12 protein-coding genes are annotated in these 13,718 nt (G+C 60.9%); 5 read left to right on the top strand and 7 right to left on the bottom strand.

Going from position 1 to position 13,718, the window contains the following annotated elements:
- A partial coding sequence (locus P8X48_00420; protein MEJ2105775.1) for a magnesium chelatase domain-containing protein occupies window positions 1-779 on the bottom strand: 779 nt, incomplete at its 3' end.
- A 39-nt stretch (window positions 780-818) separates the two neighbouring features.
- Entirely contained in the window at window positions 819-1,061 is a 243-nt protein-coding gene (locus tag P8X48_00425) for an accessory factor UbiK family protein (GenBank protein MEJ2105776.1), read from the bottom strand.
- Between the two features lie 285 nt (window positions 1,062-1,346).
- Between P8X48_00425 and P8X48_00430 the strand changes: the two genes are divergently transcribed.
- The 3 genes from P8X48_00430 (at window position 1,347) to P8X48_00440 (ending at window position 3,706) form a co-directional block, all read left to right on the top strand.
- Window positions 1,347-1,970 carry a TorF family putative porin gene (locus tag P8X48_00430; GenBank protein ID MEJ2105777.1) on the top strand — a complete coding sequence of 208 codons (624 nt, stop codon included), beginning with the start codon at window positions 1,347-1,349 and terminating at the stop codon, window positions 1,968-1,970.
- Window positions 1,971-2,036: 66 nt separating this feature from the next.
- Window positions 2,037-2,375, top strand: a complete 339-nt coding sequence (locus P8X48_00435; protein MEJ2105778.1) for a P-II family nitrogen regulator — start codon at window positions 2,037-2,039, stop codon at window positions 2,373-2,375.
- Between the two features lie 17 nt (window positions 2,376-2,392).
- Window positions 2,393-3,706, top strand: a complete 1,314-nt coding sequence (locus P8X48_00440) for an ammonium transporter (protein MEJ2105779.1) — start codon at window positions 2,393-2,395, stop codon at window positions 3,704-3,706.
- Window positions 3,707-3,751: 45 nt separating this feature from the next.
- Here the strand turns inward: P8X48_00440 and P8X48_00445 are convergent, their stop codons facing one another.
- From P8X48_00445 to speE, 4 genes are all read right to left on the bottom strand, one after another.
- Complete coding sequence (locus tag P8X48_00445) at window positions 3,752-5,233, bottom strand: YdgA family protein (protein MEJ2105780.1); 1,482 nt, start codon at window positions 5,231-5,233, stop codon at window positions 3,752-3,754.
- Entirely contained in the window at window positions 5,223-7,589 is a 2,367-nt protein-coding gene (locus tag P8X48_00450; protein MEJ2105781.1) for an EAL domain-containing protein, read from the bottom strand. Before P8X48_00450 ends, P8X48_00445 begins: the two co-directional genes overlap by 11 nt.
- Entirely contained in the window at window positions 7,586-9,184 is a 1,599-nt protein-coding gene (locus P8X48_00455; GenBank protein MEJ2105782.1) for a phosphate/phosphite/phosphonate ABC transporter substrate-binding protein, read from the bottom strand. Before P8X48_00455 ends, P8X48_00450 begins: the two co-directional genes overlap by 4 nt.
- 150 nt (window positions 9,185-9,334) lie before the next feature.
- Window positions 9,335-10,204, bottom strand: coding sequence for a polyamine aminopropyltransferase (speE, locus tag P8X48_00460; protein ID MEJ2105783.1), 870 nt, complete (start codon window positions 10,202-10,204; stop codon window positions 9,335-9,337).
- A 122-nt stretch (window positions 10,205-10,326) separates the two neighbouring features.
- Between speE and speA the strand changes: the two genes are divergently transcribed.
- Together speA and P8X48_00470 are read left to right on the top strand one after the other, a co-directional pair.
- Complete coding sequence (gene speA / locus P8X48_00465; protein ID MEJ2105784.1) at window positions 10,327-12,216, top strand: biosynthetic arginine decarboxylase; 1,890 nt, start codon at window positions 10,327-10,329, stop codon at window positions 12,214-12,216.
- Window positions 12,217-12,229: 13 nt separating this feature from the next.
- Entirely contained in the window at window positions 12,230-13,111 is an 882-nt protein-coding gene (locus P8X48_00470; protein ID MEJ2105785.1) for an NAD(P)-dependent oxidoreductase, read from the top strand.
- Here P8X48_00470 and P8X48_00475 read toward each other — a convergent pair.
- A complete protein-coding gene (locus P8X48_00475; protein ID MEJ2105786.1) occupies window positions 13,108-13,716 on the bottom strand; it encodes an SPOR domain-containing protein in 609 nt (202 codons plus the stop codon). The genes P8X48_00470 and P8X48_00475 overlap by 4 nt on opposite strands.
- Window positions 13,717-13,718 lie beyond the last annotated feature (2 nt).

Here is a 13,718-nt window from a genome sequence, read left to right on the forward strand (position 1 = left end):
CCGGGCTCGAATCCGGACTGGCAGGCTGAATAGACGGCGGCGGTTTCGATTGCCTCGATCTCTTCCATCGGCGGCAGAATCCCCGGCAGGCGTGCAGCCAGCATGGTCTTGCCGGAGCCGGGTGGCCCAACCATGAGCAGGCTGTGCCCGCCAGTAGCGGCGATTTCCAGGGCGCGGCGTGCCTGGTGCTGGCCGCGCACATCCGCGAGGTCGGGGGTCGTGGCCAAGGGTTCATGCCCGCCGGCGGGCTGATGGGCCGGCAGACGCGCTTCGCCGGTCAGGTGCGCGCAGACATCGAGCAGGTGCGCCGCGGCGACGACCCGGGTTCGGCTGACCCGCGCCGCTTCATCGGCATTCTCCCGCGGAACGATGAGCGAGCGCTTCGTCTCCGCGCACTGCAATGCAGCCGTCAGTGTGCCGCGTACCGGCCGCAGTTCACCCGTGAGTGCCAGTTCCCCGAGAAATTCGTGCTCGTCCAGGTGCCGGGCCGGCAATTGGCCCGAGGCGACCAGAATGCCGATGGCGATGGGCAGGTCGAAGCGTCCACCATCCTTCGGCAGATCGGCCGGTGCCAGGTTGACCGTGATGCGCCGGGCCGGGAAGTCGAAGCGGGAGTTAAGGATGGCGCTGCGCACCCGGTCCTTGCTTTCCTTGACCGTGGTTTCTGGTAGCCCGACAATGGACAGGGCCGGCAGCCCATTGGCCAGGTGGACCTCTACCGTGACCGGCGGGGCCTGGATACCGAGCAGGGCGCGGCTATAGACGATGGCGAGTGACATGGAATCCTTTCCATAGTGTGGGTAGGCCCTCTGGGGCCCCTACTTGTTTACCAGCTTTTCCTCGAGCTCGGCAACCATCTTTTCCAGCTGTTCCAGCTTCTCCCGGGTCCGGCGCAGTACCGCCTCCTGAATCTCCAGTTCCTCCCGCGTGACCAGGTCCGCCCGATCCAGGGCCGAGCGGAATGCGGCCCGCAGATTCTGGCGAAAGCCCTCGGCCGGTGGCTCGGGCAGCAGGTCGGAAACTGCGGAAACCAGGTCTTCCAGGGTCTGTTTGGGGTTCATGGCCATATCGCCGCGGATCATATCAGAACTACGCCCCGGAATTGCCCGGGCATAGTGCACCGACCTGGGGAGTGCGCACCACATTAGTGCACCAATGTTGCATATTCACCCTCTTCGTACAGATAACTCGTTGAATTATAAGAATAACTAGGCTTGGCACGGGAACTGCTCTAAAGGGGGCCAGCAAAGCAAATGTTTTACGGAATGCTTTGGTTCTGAGCAGGGAAAGTCTCGAAAGAGCTTTGTAGTGAAACCTGTATTACTTAACGATAGGAGAGCAAGCATATGAACAAACTGACCAAGTCCTTGGTTGCCGCCGGTCTGCTGGCGGGTATGAGTGCGCCGGTCCTGGCCGATGGTCTCAGCGGCAACGTTGCCCTCGTCAGTGACTATGTCTGGCGTGGTGTCGAGCAGTCCCCCGGTGCCGCCCCGACCATGCAGGGTGGTATGGATTATGAGACGGGTGCCTTCTCGTTCGGTACCTGGGGTTCCAGCCTTGCCGAAGGTGGTACCGAGATCGATCTGTACGGTGCTTACAGCTTTGGCCCCGTGTCCGTTGGTGCGATCTACTACTACTTCCCGACCGGTTCGCTTGGCAATTCTGGTTCTACCGAAGTGAACGTCAGTGGTGACGCAGGTCCGGTCTCGCTGATGGCGTCCTATGCAACCGATGTTTCGGGCAACCCGTATTACCTGGAGGCTTCTTACTCCCACGGTTTCGGCAAGGTCAGCCTGGACCTGCACGCGGGTTACGGGGAAACCTACACCACCAGTTCGGGTGGAGCCGCGTTTGACTATTCGATCGGCGTGAGTGGCAGTGCCGGTGGACTGGATCTGGCTGCGGTGTATGCCTATTCCGAGTCGACGAAGGAAGGCAAGCCGTACGTCAGCATCGGCAAGTCCATCTAAGTAACATCCGGACCGGGACGCCGGACCCCGGCGTCCCGAATCGGATAATCAAAGGAGAGCAATCTGATGAAGTTAGTTACGGCTATCATCAAGCCCTTCAAACTCGATGATGTGCGTGATGCCCTTTCGGAAGTGGGCGTGCACGGCATCACCGTGACCGAGGTCAAAGGCTTCGGTCGCCAGAAGGGACACACGGAACTCTATCGCGGCGCCGAATACGTGGTGGACTTCCTACCCAAGGTGAAACTGGAGGTCGCGGTAGACGCGAGCCTCGTCGATCAGGTCACTGAGGCCATCATCAAGGCCGCCAAGACTGGCAAGATCGGCGACGGCAAGATCTTCATTTTCGATCTTGAGCAGGCCATTCGTATCCGTACCGGTGAATCCGGTAAAGATGCGCTGTGATACGGGAGAATGAAACGATGAAATCCAAATTATTTTCCAAAATGCTGTTCGGGGCGGCGCTGGTATTGGCGTCGGCGCCGGGTCTGGCACTCGCGGACGAAGCGCCCACGCTTAGTGCGGGCGATACTTCGTGGATGCTGACCTCCACGGCCCTGGTGCTCTTCATGAGCATTCCCGGCCTGGCGCTGTTCTATGCCGGCATGGTGCGCACCAAGAACGTGCTTTCCGTTCTGATGCAGGTTTTCGCCATCACGGCTCTGATCACCATCATCTGGGCCATCATCGGCTACACGATCGCCTTCACCGATGGCGGCAATGCCAACCAGTACATGGGCGGCATGAGCAAGCTGTTCCTGGCCGGTGTTACCGGTGACGCGCTTTCCGGAACGATTCCGGAGACCGTGTTCATGACCTTCCAGATGACCTTCGCCATCATTACCCCGGCGCTGATCGTCGGTGCCTTTGCCGAGCGTATGAAGTTCTCGGCCATGCTGTGGTTCATGGGTATCTGGTCCATCGTGGTCTACTCGCCGATCACCCACTGGGTGTGGGGCGGCGGCTGGCTCGGCTCCATGAACATCCTGGACTTCGCTGGCGGTACCGTGGTGCACATCAACGCGGGTATTGCCGGTCTGGTCTCGGCGCTGGTGCTTGGCAAACGTAAGGGCTATCCGACCACTCCCATGCCTCCGCACAACCTGGTGCTTACCCTGATCGGTGCCTCCATGCTGTGGGTGGGCTGGTTCGGCTTCAATGCCGGTAGTGAGCTGGCGGCCGACGGCACGGCCGGTATGGCCATGGCGGTCACGCAAATCGCGACGGCGGCTGCGGCCCTGGGCTGGATGCTGTCCGAGTGGATCACCCACGGCAAGCCGAGCATGCTGGGTATTGCCTCGGGTGCAGTTGCGGGTCTGGTTGCGATCACCCCGGCCTCCGGTACCGCCGGTCCCATGGGTGCCATCGCCATCGGCGCCGCCGCGGGCATCGGCTGTTTCATCGCCGCCACCAAGATCAAGAAGGCCTTTGGCTACGACGATTCGCTGGACGCCTTCGGCGTGCACGCGATCGGCGGCATCATCGGTGCGCTCCTGACCGGCGTGTTCGCCGCGAAGAGCCTGGGCGGTGCCGGTCTTGGCGTCGAATCCGGTTCCATCGGCGACCAGGTCGGTGTGCAGCTGGTGGGCATCGCCGCGACCCTGATCTACACCGGTGTCGTGACCTTCATCATCCTGAAGGTGCTGGACATCATCATGGGTCTGCGTGTGACCGAAGAAGAGGAAACCGAAGGTCTGGATATCGCCCTGCACGACGAAAAGGGCTACAACCTCTAGGCACAACGGTAGTGTGATGTACGGGGGCGCCTTCGGGCGCCCCTTTTATTTTGACGGCCGCGATAGCGCAACGGGATTGATCGGGGTCCCGTTGATCGTAATCCTTCCTTTTTCCATCTTGATACGGAATCGATAGGCGTCGCCATCGAGCTGGAAGAATCGCTGCAGTCCGGAGTCCTTCAGATAGGCCGGATAAGCGGCATCGGTAATGGCTGCGAGCGCTTCTGGCGTGAGTTGTTTCTCTTCGCCCTGGGTCAGGTTGCCGGAGTGGCGCAAGAGTTCCACGTCCTTCTGGATACGCGCCTTGATCAGCGCCCGAAACGCGGCTTCCGGAACCGACAGTTGTGCGTCGCCTTCAATCGCGGTCAACAGCAGCATGGGATTGGCACCGATGTCCTGACTGGATCCGTCCACCGCGAGCCGGGCATTTCCCGAAACCGGTCCGAACTCCGTCTTGAGCTGGAACTTGCTCAGGTCGAACTCCGGGTTGCGTCGCGACAGGGTCCCGGCAAGCACAAGCGCCTTGCCAAACACGATCATCTGCGTCTGTTCTGGCGGAAGGGTCCGGTTGTAGGTGGCGTTCATCTCTTGCTGGAACTTGTGCAACGCTGCCGCATCGATCCGTTTCAGCGTGGCCTTGGCGTCGGCAGGCCCAAAATGCTTCCCGGAGATGGTTGCATTCGCCAGTTTCCATTCAAACTCCACGGACAGAAGTTCATTGGCCATTCGCGACAGGCTGGTGTTTTGTATTCCCTTGAACTCGGCCAGTCCGGGCACGGAAACCGAGCCCAGGGAAAACCGGTTTGTGCCCACCATCGTGCCTGCGGGCCCCTTGTTCAGGTCCGTTGCCAGGGCCATCTTCGCGAAGCGAATTTTTGAGCCACCCGAGTCGATTTCAAGGGATGGCGCCGCAATGGACATCTTCAGTCGTGTCCACCCGGTATCGAAGGCGATCTGGCCACTTACCGGTGCCCAGGCAACACTCTTGTCGCCAGAGCGACGCTTGCCTCCCTCAATCGCGATCGTGCCGCTTGCATCTCCTTGCAGGTCTACGGTGGCCTCCAGGGTGGCCGGCGGAATGGTAGCGATTTCCTTGGCCAGCTTCGGTGGAGCCTTGGAACCGGCGCGCACGGAGTAGTGCGCGTGGATCACGGCGAGCGCCGGCGCCCGCTGCCAGGAATGCAGGGGAATCGGGCCGTGTTCGATCTCATAGCGCGCAACGATGAGGATTGGTGTAGCACTGTGGGTCGCGAGGGTACTGTCGGCGGTAGAGCTAAACCACCCGCGGTGATAGTTGAATTCCTTAACGCTCAGGCCGGCATGTGTCGCTGCGGCCTTGGCGGTTTGCGGAAATGTTGATGCGATTCGGCTCCCGAGCCACCAGGGAATTGCGGCTGCGGCGATCACCGCAAGTAACAGGACGGCGGCGACAACGCGAACGATTGTCCGGACCGATGCTGAACCGGAGGACGCCTTCTGGGGTCTGGCGCGATCTTCGCGCCCGGATTTCGGGCGCCTAGTTGCCATTCGGACGTGATTTCCCGCCGGGTTTGTGGAAGGCCTGTTGATTGATGTTTTTCACGTCCACCTTGTACAGGCTCGCCATGGGGGAGCCGATATGATTTCCCTGGACCTTGTCGATACCGATTCTTCCAAGGATCTGAAGTGCCTCCGAATTTTCCACATACTCGGCCACGGTTTCCAGCCCCAGCCCCCTCGCGACCTGCACAATCGCTGTCACAAAGACCTGGTCCTCCCGGCTCGTGGCAATATGTCGGATGAAGTTGCCATCTACCTTGAGCTGATCCACGGGCAGTTGCTTGAGATAGGAGAACGAGGAGAAGCCGGATCCGAAATCGTCAAGGGAGAAGCGAAATCCGTTCCGCTTCATTATGGTGAGAAAACTTTCGGCCCGCGCGATTTCCCGAATGGCCGTGGATTCGGTGATCTCGAAAATGAGTTGATCGGGCCGGAATGGGCCGTCGCGCGTCAGTTGCTCACAGAAGTCGCAGAATCCCGGCATGTCCAGGGATCGGCCTGACAAATTGACCGAGATGCAACAATCGTGATTTTCCGGCTTCTTCAGCGTTTCCATGACCGCGCGTATGACCCAGCGATCGATGTCTGCGATCTGTCCCGATTGCTCGGCTGCATCGATGAACTGGCCCGCCGAAAAGATCGTACCGTTCTCGTCGCGCAGCCGTACCAGTGCCTCGTACATGCGTACGGACTCGTCCCCTTTGAGTGAGACCACTGGCTGGTACTCCAGCACCAGGCGATCAGTCTTCAACGCGTTCCGGATCAGGCTGCGCCAGTTGACGAGCTTGCGCATGGTATCCAGGTCACGATCCGTGCTGCGAAAGATGTAGTAGCTATTGTGGCCCAGGGACTTGGCGCGGGACATCGCGATGTCGGCGCGTGCCAACAGGGTCTGGCTGTCATTGCCGTCGTCGGGGAAGGCACAAATGCCGGTGCAGACCGAAATTGGTACCGGCGTATCATTGATCGTGGTCCGTGCGGACTGGCATGCACCCAGAATTGATTTTGCGACCCCTTTGGCGTCGGCGGCATTGTAGCCGCGCAGCATTACCCCGAAGACATCGCCCCCCAGACGCGCAATTTGCCCGCGATCGCCGACGCGATCCCGAATCACGTCCGCGGTCAGCCGCAGAAGACTGTCCCCGGCGAGGTGTCCGTGCGAGTCATTGATCAACTTGAAATCATCCAGGTCGACAACAAGCAATGCCACTGGCGTATTCGCCTGATCGGCAATTCGCAACTCTTCGTCCAGCAACTCGATGAATTTGGGGCGCGCATAAAGCCCGGTCAGCGGGTCCCGTTCCGCAAGGTAGGCAAGCCGTGACGCATCCTCACGTCTGCGCGTGATGTCGCGCGTCACCCCGCGATAGCCAACCAGACGGCCCTCGCGGTCAATGATGGGAACGCCATTGGACTCGAGCGTTACTTCCGTTCCGTTCTTGTGTTTGGCCCGGTATTCGAAACCGTAGAATGGCTTTTCATCCGCCATTGCCTCCTCAAGGAGCACGTTCAGGCGGGCGGCGTCCTGGGGGTCCATGAAATCAAAGATACTGCTGGCCAGCGCCTGGCCCGGCGCATAACCCAGCAGGGCCTCGATGCGGTTGGATACATAGATGTAGCGGGCGTTGGTATCGATCTCCCAGATCCAGTCGCTGGTGTTATCGGCCATATCGCGGAACCGGCGATTGCTGCGCTCGAGCTCCTCCATGTTGTATTGAAGCCGCTCCGCCATGGTGTTGAAGCGCGTTGCCAGGGTCCCGATCTCGTCCTTGCTGGCTACCGGTACCCGGGCCGACAGATCGCCGTGTTCGATAGCAGACGCATTGCGCATAAACACCCCGAGGTCGCGCGTGAGAAACCAGCCAAGTGTGAGGGAAATCAGCGCAACCAGTGCAATTTCAATGGCGACGATAACTATGTTGTATTGCGTGGTTCGCCTGAGGGCCGCGTCAGCCTGGGCGCGCGAGATCTGGATCTCGACCCGGCCGAACAGACTGCCGGCAACCTCGATTGGCCGTCGGCTTGTGACGACCTTGTCGCGTCCCTCGCGCTGGCCGGCGACGGCCAGGGGATGGTCCAGATGATCGACGATGGACACGAAAGTGACGTTGTGGCGGTCCACCAGTCCCTCGACCTGGCTGCGCAGCTGTGCGATGTCCAGGGCAAGCAGTGGTTCCGTGGTCGAATTGACGACCAGCTCAGCCGTGCTGTTTGCCCGATGCTGGAGCTCCTGTTCCAGGTTGACTTCGCTGTTGTGCAGATTGCTGACGAGCAGGATGCCCAGCAAAAGGGATTCGGTCACCGCGATGAGGATCGCCGCCTTGTAGCGCAGGGACCAGGTCATCGCTCGTTCAACTCCCGAACGTACCGTTCCACCACGGCGTAGTCCTTGCGCGATGCCGCCCGCAGACCTGCGATTCCGCCCGCGGTCAGCGCCGAATGCCCCGGCGCTTTACGGTTGTAGCCAAGCAATACGTGCCGGATTTCTGTTCGCACCGCCGGACTCACCGCCGGCGAGACCAGCCACGCCAGTCCAGGCATGGGCTCGCTGCGCGCAATCACGCGCATGCGATCGACGGCATAACGGCGCTTCAGGCTTTCGCTGTGCAGGGCCATGGTGCCGGTTCCGGCGGCGTCAATTTCTCCGCGTCGCAGTCGCGCGACCACGTCAGAGACCGGCCCGGGCCGGGAAACATCCTCGTATTTCCCTTGCAGGCCTGCGCGCCTGAGCAAAACGTGGGGCACCATAGAGGCAAAGAAGGCGGTCGCACTGCCCCCGAAAGCGATCCGTTTACCGCGCAGATCAGACAGCGCCTGCAAGGAGCTGTCTTCCCGCACAAGAATAATGCTGCGCATTCCTTCCGGGGACATTACCGGAACCTGCTGCGCAATGATCGAATAGCCTTTCCTGGCCAGATTAATGGCCTGCAGCGGGTTCGCGTTCACGAGCGCCGGGCGCTTTTCGCTGTAGACGGCCCGTTCGAACGCCGACATCGTCGGATAAGTGTGCAGGGAAACGTCGATCTCCAGGCGTTGTTTGAAATAGGTCGCGAGCGGCTGCATTTGCCGCGCGGTGTCCGTGGCATTCAGCCTGGGGATGACGTGAAACTCCATCCGGCTGACCCGGTCTCGGCGCCGGACTCCGAGCGCGCGCAGGTGGCGAGTATCGGAGACCGAATTCGGCCGGAATCCATCAATATCCAGATCAGACAGCAGCTTCCGGCCGGTCGGGTCTTTGGGCAGGTCGAGAAGAGCGGTCTGCACCCGGCGCCTTTCGTCCTGTTGGATCGACGGGTTGGCAGCAATCGCATGCGAAGGGGCCCCACCAGATCGGTACAGGATGCGGAGCTGGTCGCGGACCGCGTCAGGAAGCACCGTGAACGAGCGCTGCACGCCTCCTCCGGCAATGAACTGACCCTGGGCGACCGCCCGATATACGGACTCATGGGTGCCGAGGAAAGCGACGCGATAATCAATATGTAGTCTTTTCAGCTTGGCCCGATTGAGCAGGGTGGCCCCGAAGGCATGGGGGGCGGGGAAGGCGATGATGCTGTTGCGCAAGGCCTCAAGTTTGCGTGGGCCATCACGTCGTACCACCAGGACGCTGTGCAGATCCGGTTTCCTGCGCACGAGGATGCGGTACCCCGGCTTTTCATGGGCAACCTGGTACAGGATCGCGTTCATGTAAACGTAGTCGTACTTGCCTTCCAGTACCCGTCGTTCGAATTCTGGAATATTCGGGGCGGTGACGAAATGGAAGCGGATACCCGTGCGGTCGGACAGGGCATCGAGCAGGGGTTGCCCGTGGGTCGCCAGACGCGTTGGAGCCTGCTGGGGGACAACCGCAAAGGTACGCTCCGACGCGGCCTGCGCGTGGGGAAGCACTCCTGCGACGGACAGCAAATACACTGCCAGTGCGCTTAGCAGCGACCTGGGCATGTTCCTCCTCAATCCAGCCTGGTCCCCGTGATTGTAGTTTTGTTTCAGGGCTGTAGGGGCGGGAACGGCTGTCAGGTCTTCAAGCCTAGCACAAATTTAACGCTTCGATCCCTAAGTGACTGAATCGAAAACAGTAGCGGTACTGGTGCTCTAGGGGAGACCGAGGTGCTTTCGGAGGAAGGGAGGAAGGGCCATGGCGCCCTGATGCAAGGCGCTGCTGTAGTACTGGGTCTGCACTCCGGAATCCTGGGTTTGCGTGCGGCGGAAATCGGTGGGATTCACCGATTTGCTCGCCAGCGTCACGGTCCACCAGCCTGAGGGATAAGTGCTTTGCGGAAAATGCAGGGTGGCCAGGTGGGGGAATCCGGCGGCATCCATGGCGGAGCGCATATCCTTAATGATGTCGCGATGGAACAGGGGTGACTCGCTTTGCGCCGCCAGCACGCCGTCCGGGCCCAGGGCCTGCAGGCAGTTTCGGTAGAATGACTCGGTAAACAGGCCCGTTGCAGGTCCCACCGGGTCCGTGGAGTCGATCAGGATGACATCGTAGGATCCCGCTCCGGCCTCGGCGATCCATTTGATGCCATCGACGAAGTTAAGGCTGGCGCGAGGGTCGTTGTTCGAGGCGCACAGTTCGGGAAAATACTTTTCCGCTGCCCGCGTTACCTGTTCATCCAGTTCCACCAGCTCGGCCCGCTCCACACCCGGATGCTTCAGGGTCTCCAGCAGGCAGCCACAGTCGCCGCCACCAATGATCAGTACCTTTTTCGGTGCCGGGTGGGTGAACAGCGCCGGATGCACGAGCATCTCGTGGTAGATGAAGTTGTCCCGGCCGGTCAGCATCACCAGGCCATCCAGGGTCATCAGCCGGCCGTATTTCTCGGTCTCGTAGATCTCCAGGTGCTGATACGGGGTCTGCTCGTCATGGATCTTGCTCCTGATCTGGAGAGACAGGGCGGAGCCACCTTCGCGGCAGATCTCGGTATACCAGGAATCAGGAGTGATCTTCTCTGTACCCATTGCGCTGCGAGTCGTGGGTGAATCAGCCGGCACCATACCGGCGGGGGAATCCGGTGACAAGCGCCCGGTTTCCTGTTATCTAGTGCCCAGAATCCAATCCCGGCCGAGAAGACGGAATTCCCGTGAGTGACTGGACTATCGACGACGCACGCGCCGTTTACAACATTGCCTGGTGGAGTGGCGGCTACTTTGACGTCGGCGCCAAAGGGCATCTGACGGCATTTCCGGACGGCGAACGGGACGGTCCCTCCCTGGACTTGTTCGCGCTGACCGATGAACTCCGTGAAGCGGGTCTTTCCTTGCCCGTGCTCGTGCGATTCTCCGGAATCCTTCGCCACCGCGTCCGTACCCTGGCCGCCGCCTTCGATCGGGCGGGCGAGGAGTACGGGTATCGGGGCCGCTACACCGCCGTCTATCCGATCAAGGTGAACCAGCAGCACAGTGTGGTCGAAGAGATTCTCAACCATGGCGGAAACCGCGTGGGGCTGGAGGCCGGGAGCAAGCCCGAGCTGCTTGCGGTACTGGGACAGGCGCCCCAGGACGGGGGCTTGATTGTGTGCAACGGCTACAAGGATCGTGAATATCTGCGGCTTGCCCTCATTGGGCGTGCCCTGGGTCATCGCATCCATGTCGTCATCGAGAAGCTGTCGGAACTCGAGCTGCTGCTAAGCGAGGCGGATAAGATGAAGGTCGAACCGCTGATCGGCGTACGTGTTCGACTCGCTTCCCTCGGCGTCGGCAAATGGCAAAACACCGGCGGCGAGAAATCCAAGTTTGGCCTGCAGGCTGCCGATGTACTTCGGGTGATCGAGCGTCTGCGCAGCGTCGGACGCCTGGATTGCCTGCAAATGCTGCATTTCCATATGGGATCGCAGATCTCCAATATTCGCGACATTCAGAACGGTGCGCGGGAGGGTGCCCGGTTCTTTGCCGAACTTCATGCCCAGGGTGCGCAGATCTCGTGCGTCAATGTCGGCGGGGGACTGGGTGTGGACTATGAGGGCACGCGCTCGCGTAGCCACTGCTCCATCAACTACTCCGTCGGTGAGTATGCCGCCAATATCGTTCGCGCCCTGGCCGAGGTCTGTGCCAAACACGAGTTGCCCCATCCGGATCTGGTCACGGAATCGGGTCGCGCGATGACTGCGCACCACGCGCTGCTGATCACGAATGTACTGGAGATCGAATCAGCCCCTGGCGGTTCCCCAGGGGAACCGGTTGGTGAGGACGAGCCCGTGGTATTGCAGGAAATGTGGGCCAGTCTCGACGGCGTCACGGCCCGCTCCGCCGTCGAGGCCTACCACGATGCCACCTACCGGGTCGTGGAAGCACGGAGCATGTTCAATCACGGCATGTTGTCACTGGCGCAGCGCGCGCGGGCGGAACAGATCTATCTGGCATTGTGCCAGCAGGTACGCAAGCTGCTGCGCCCGCAGACACGCTCCCACCGCGAGTTGCTCGACGAATTGAATGAAAAACTTGCCGACAAGTACTTCTGCAATTTTTCCGTGTTTCAGTCGATGCCCGATGCATGGGCCATCAACCAGGTGTTTCCGGTGGTGCCATTGAACCGTCTTGACGAACGACCGACACGTCGCGGCGTGCTCGAGGATATCACCTGCGACTCCGACGGCCGGCTGGATCTGTACCCGGATGCCGAGGGCGTGGAGACAACCCTTCCCTTGCACGAACTGCGACCCGATCAGCCCTACCTGCTGGGCATCTTCATGGTCGGTGCCTACCAGGAAATTCTCGGCGACATGCACAATCTGTTTGGCGATACCGATTCGGTGCATGTCGAGATCCGTGACGACGGAAGCCACCAGCTGACGCAGGTTCGCAAGGGCGATGATGTGGATACGGTACTGCGCTATGTACATTTCGATCCGGAATCCCTGCTTGCCCGCTTCGACGAAAAGGTCGCGCGCGCGTCGCTGGATGATGCGACCCGCCGTGCCTATCGCAATGAGTTGTCCGAGGGCCTGAAGGGCTACACTTACCTCGAAGACTGACCGAGGAAACCACATGAAAGCCGCCGTGATTGGACTTGGCGCCATGGGTACACCGATGGCGCGCAATCTGCACGATGCCGGTTATCTGGCCGGCGTCTGGAACCGCACCCGCGAAAAGGCCGAGGCCCTTGCCGCCGAAACCGGAGTCGGGAGATTCGATTCCGTGGCTGAGCTCGCCTCGCAAGCCGATCTGCTGCTGATCTCCGTCAGTGATGATGCAGCCCTGCGCGAGGTGGTCGATGCAGCAGCGCCACATTTGCTGCCGGGCGCCGTGGTCGTCGACACGTCCACCGTGTCGGTCTCCCTGTCCCGGGAAATCTCCCGTGAACTGGCCCGATTTGGGGTCCAGTTTCTCGACGCCCCGGTTTCCGGTGGCGTCGAAGGCGCGCGCCAGGCGAGCCTGGTCATGATGGTGGGTGGACCCGAGGCGGAGCTTGAGCGCGTCCGCCCCGCCCTGCAGGCCCTGGCTCGCCGGATTGAGTACCTGGGTCCGGCCGGAAGCGGCCAGGCGGCCAAGGCGGTCAACCAGTTGATGGCCGCCGGAATCAACCAGGCCGTGTCCGAGGCCCTGGCCTTCGGTGAGGCGCTGGACCTGCCCATGGATCGGCTGGTGGATCTCCTGGGGGAGGGCGCGGCCGGCAGCTGGTTACTGAGGCACCGCGGTCGCTCCATGCTGCAGGAAGAGTTCGCCCCCGGATTCCGAATGGCGCTGCATGAAAAGGACCTCCGCTTGTGCCGCGACCTGGGTAGCGCCCTGGGCGTTCACCTTCCTATGGTTGAGATGACCCTGGTGCATTACCGGCTGTTGCGAGAGGCGGGTCACGGCGATGATGATATGAGCGCCCTGATTCGACAGAAACGCGCCCTGTTCGAAAAGGACACGCCCGGGAACTAGCCTTCCTTCTTGAGTCGCAAACGAAGGGCGTGAATACCAAGCTCGGAAAGCTTGCGATTCACGGCATCGGCGGAGGCGGCATCACCGTACGGTCCCAGGCGCACACGGTAGAACGTCCCCTTGTTCCCTACAGTCACCTTCTGGATGACGGATACCAGTCCATTGATCGCCAGGCGTGCCTTCAGTTTGTCGGCCTGCTGAAAATTGTTGTACGACGCAGCCTGCAGGATATAGCGCGAACCCTTCTCCGGGTTGTGGCGCAGATCTTCCCATTCCCGGTCGGGGATGACGGTCTCGGTTTCCGGAAGGATCGTGTAGAAATCAAAGGTCGTCTTGGGAGGGGTGGCAGGCGCTGTGTGGTGCGCGACCCGTTTTCGCGGCGGAGGCGTAGGTCGCGAGAACAGGTTATACAAACCGGTCCCGGGCGTGCGTGCTCGTTGCACGGCCCACTGGACCGACACGGCAACCACGATTCCGATGGACAGGCCCAATACCAGCAGACTCCAGTTTGGCAGTTTGCGTTTCCCGCTACGGCGCGCGGTCTTCCGGCGGCCGCTTGTGGACGTACGACGTACGTTCTTCTTCTTGCGTCGGGTCGCCGCCATTC

The sequence above is a fragment of the Acidiferrobacteraceae bacterium genome (genome assembly GCA_037388825.1).
GTDB lineage: Bacteria > Pseudomonadota > Gammaproteobacteria > Acidiferrobacterales > JAJDNE01 > JARRJV01.

What these genes read in the sequence shown, in the direction of transcription:
- P8X48_00425 (MEJ2105776.1), bottom strand. Translation starts at nt 1,061, where the DNA reads ATGAACCCCAAACAGACCCTGGAAGACCTGGTTTCCGCAGTTTCCGAC.
- P8X48_00430 (MEJ2105777.1), top strand. Translation starts at nt 1,347, where the DNA reads ATGAACAAACTGACCAAGTCCTTGGTTGCCGCCGGTCTGCTGGCGGGT.
- P8X48_00435 (MEJ2105778.1), top strand. Translation starts at nt 2,037, where the DNA reads ATGAAGTTAGTTACGGCTATCATCAAGCCCTTCAAACTCGATGATGTG.
- P8X48_00440 (MEJ2105779.1), top strand. Translation starts at nt 2,393, where the DNA reads ATGAAATCCAAATTATTTTCCAAAATGCTGTTCGGGGCGGCGCTGGTA.
- P8X48_00445 (MEJ2105780.1), bottom strand. Translation starts at nt 5,233, where the DNA reads ATGGCAACTAGGCGCCCGAAATCCGGGCGCGAAGATCGCGCCAGACCC.
- P8X48_00450 (MEJ2105781.1), bottom strand. Translation starts at nt 7,589, where the DNA reads ATGACCTGGTCCCTGCGCTACAAGGCGGCGATCCTCATCGCGGTGACC.
- P8X48_00455 (MEJ2105782.1), bottom strand. Translation starts at nt 9,184, where the DNA reads ATGCCCAGGTCGCTGCTAAGCGCACTGGCAGTGTATTTGCTGTCCGTC.
- speE (MEJ2105783.1), bottom strand. Translation starts at nt 10,204, where the DNA reads ATGGGTACAGAGAAGATCACTCCTGATTCCTGGTATACCGAGATCTGC.
- P8X48_00470 (MEJ2105785.1), top strand. Translation starts at nt 12,230, where the DNA reads ATGAAAGCCGCCGTGATTGGACTTGGCGCCATGGGTACACCGATGGCG.
- P8X48_00475 (MEJ2105786.1), bottom strand. Translation starts at nt 13,716, where the DNA reads ATGGCGGCGACCCGACGCAAGAAGAAGAACGTACGTCGTACGTCCACA.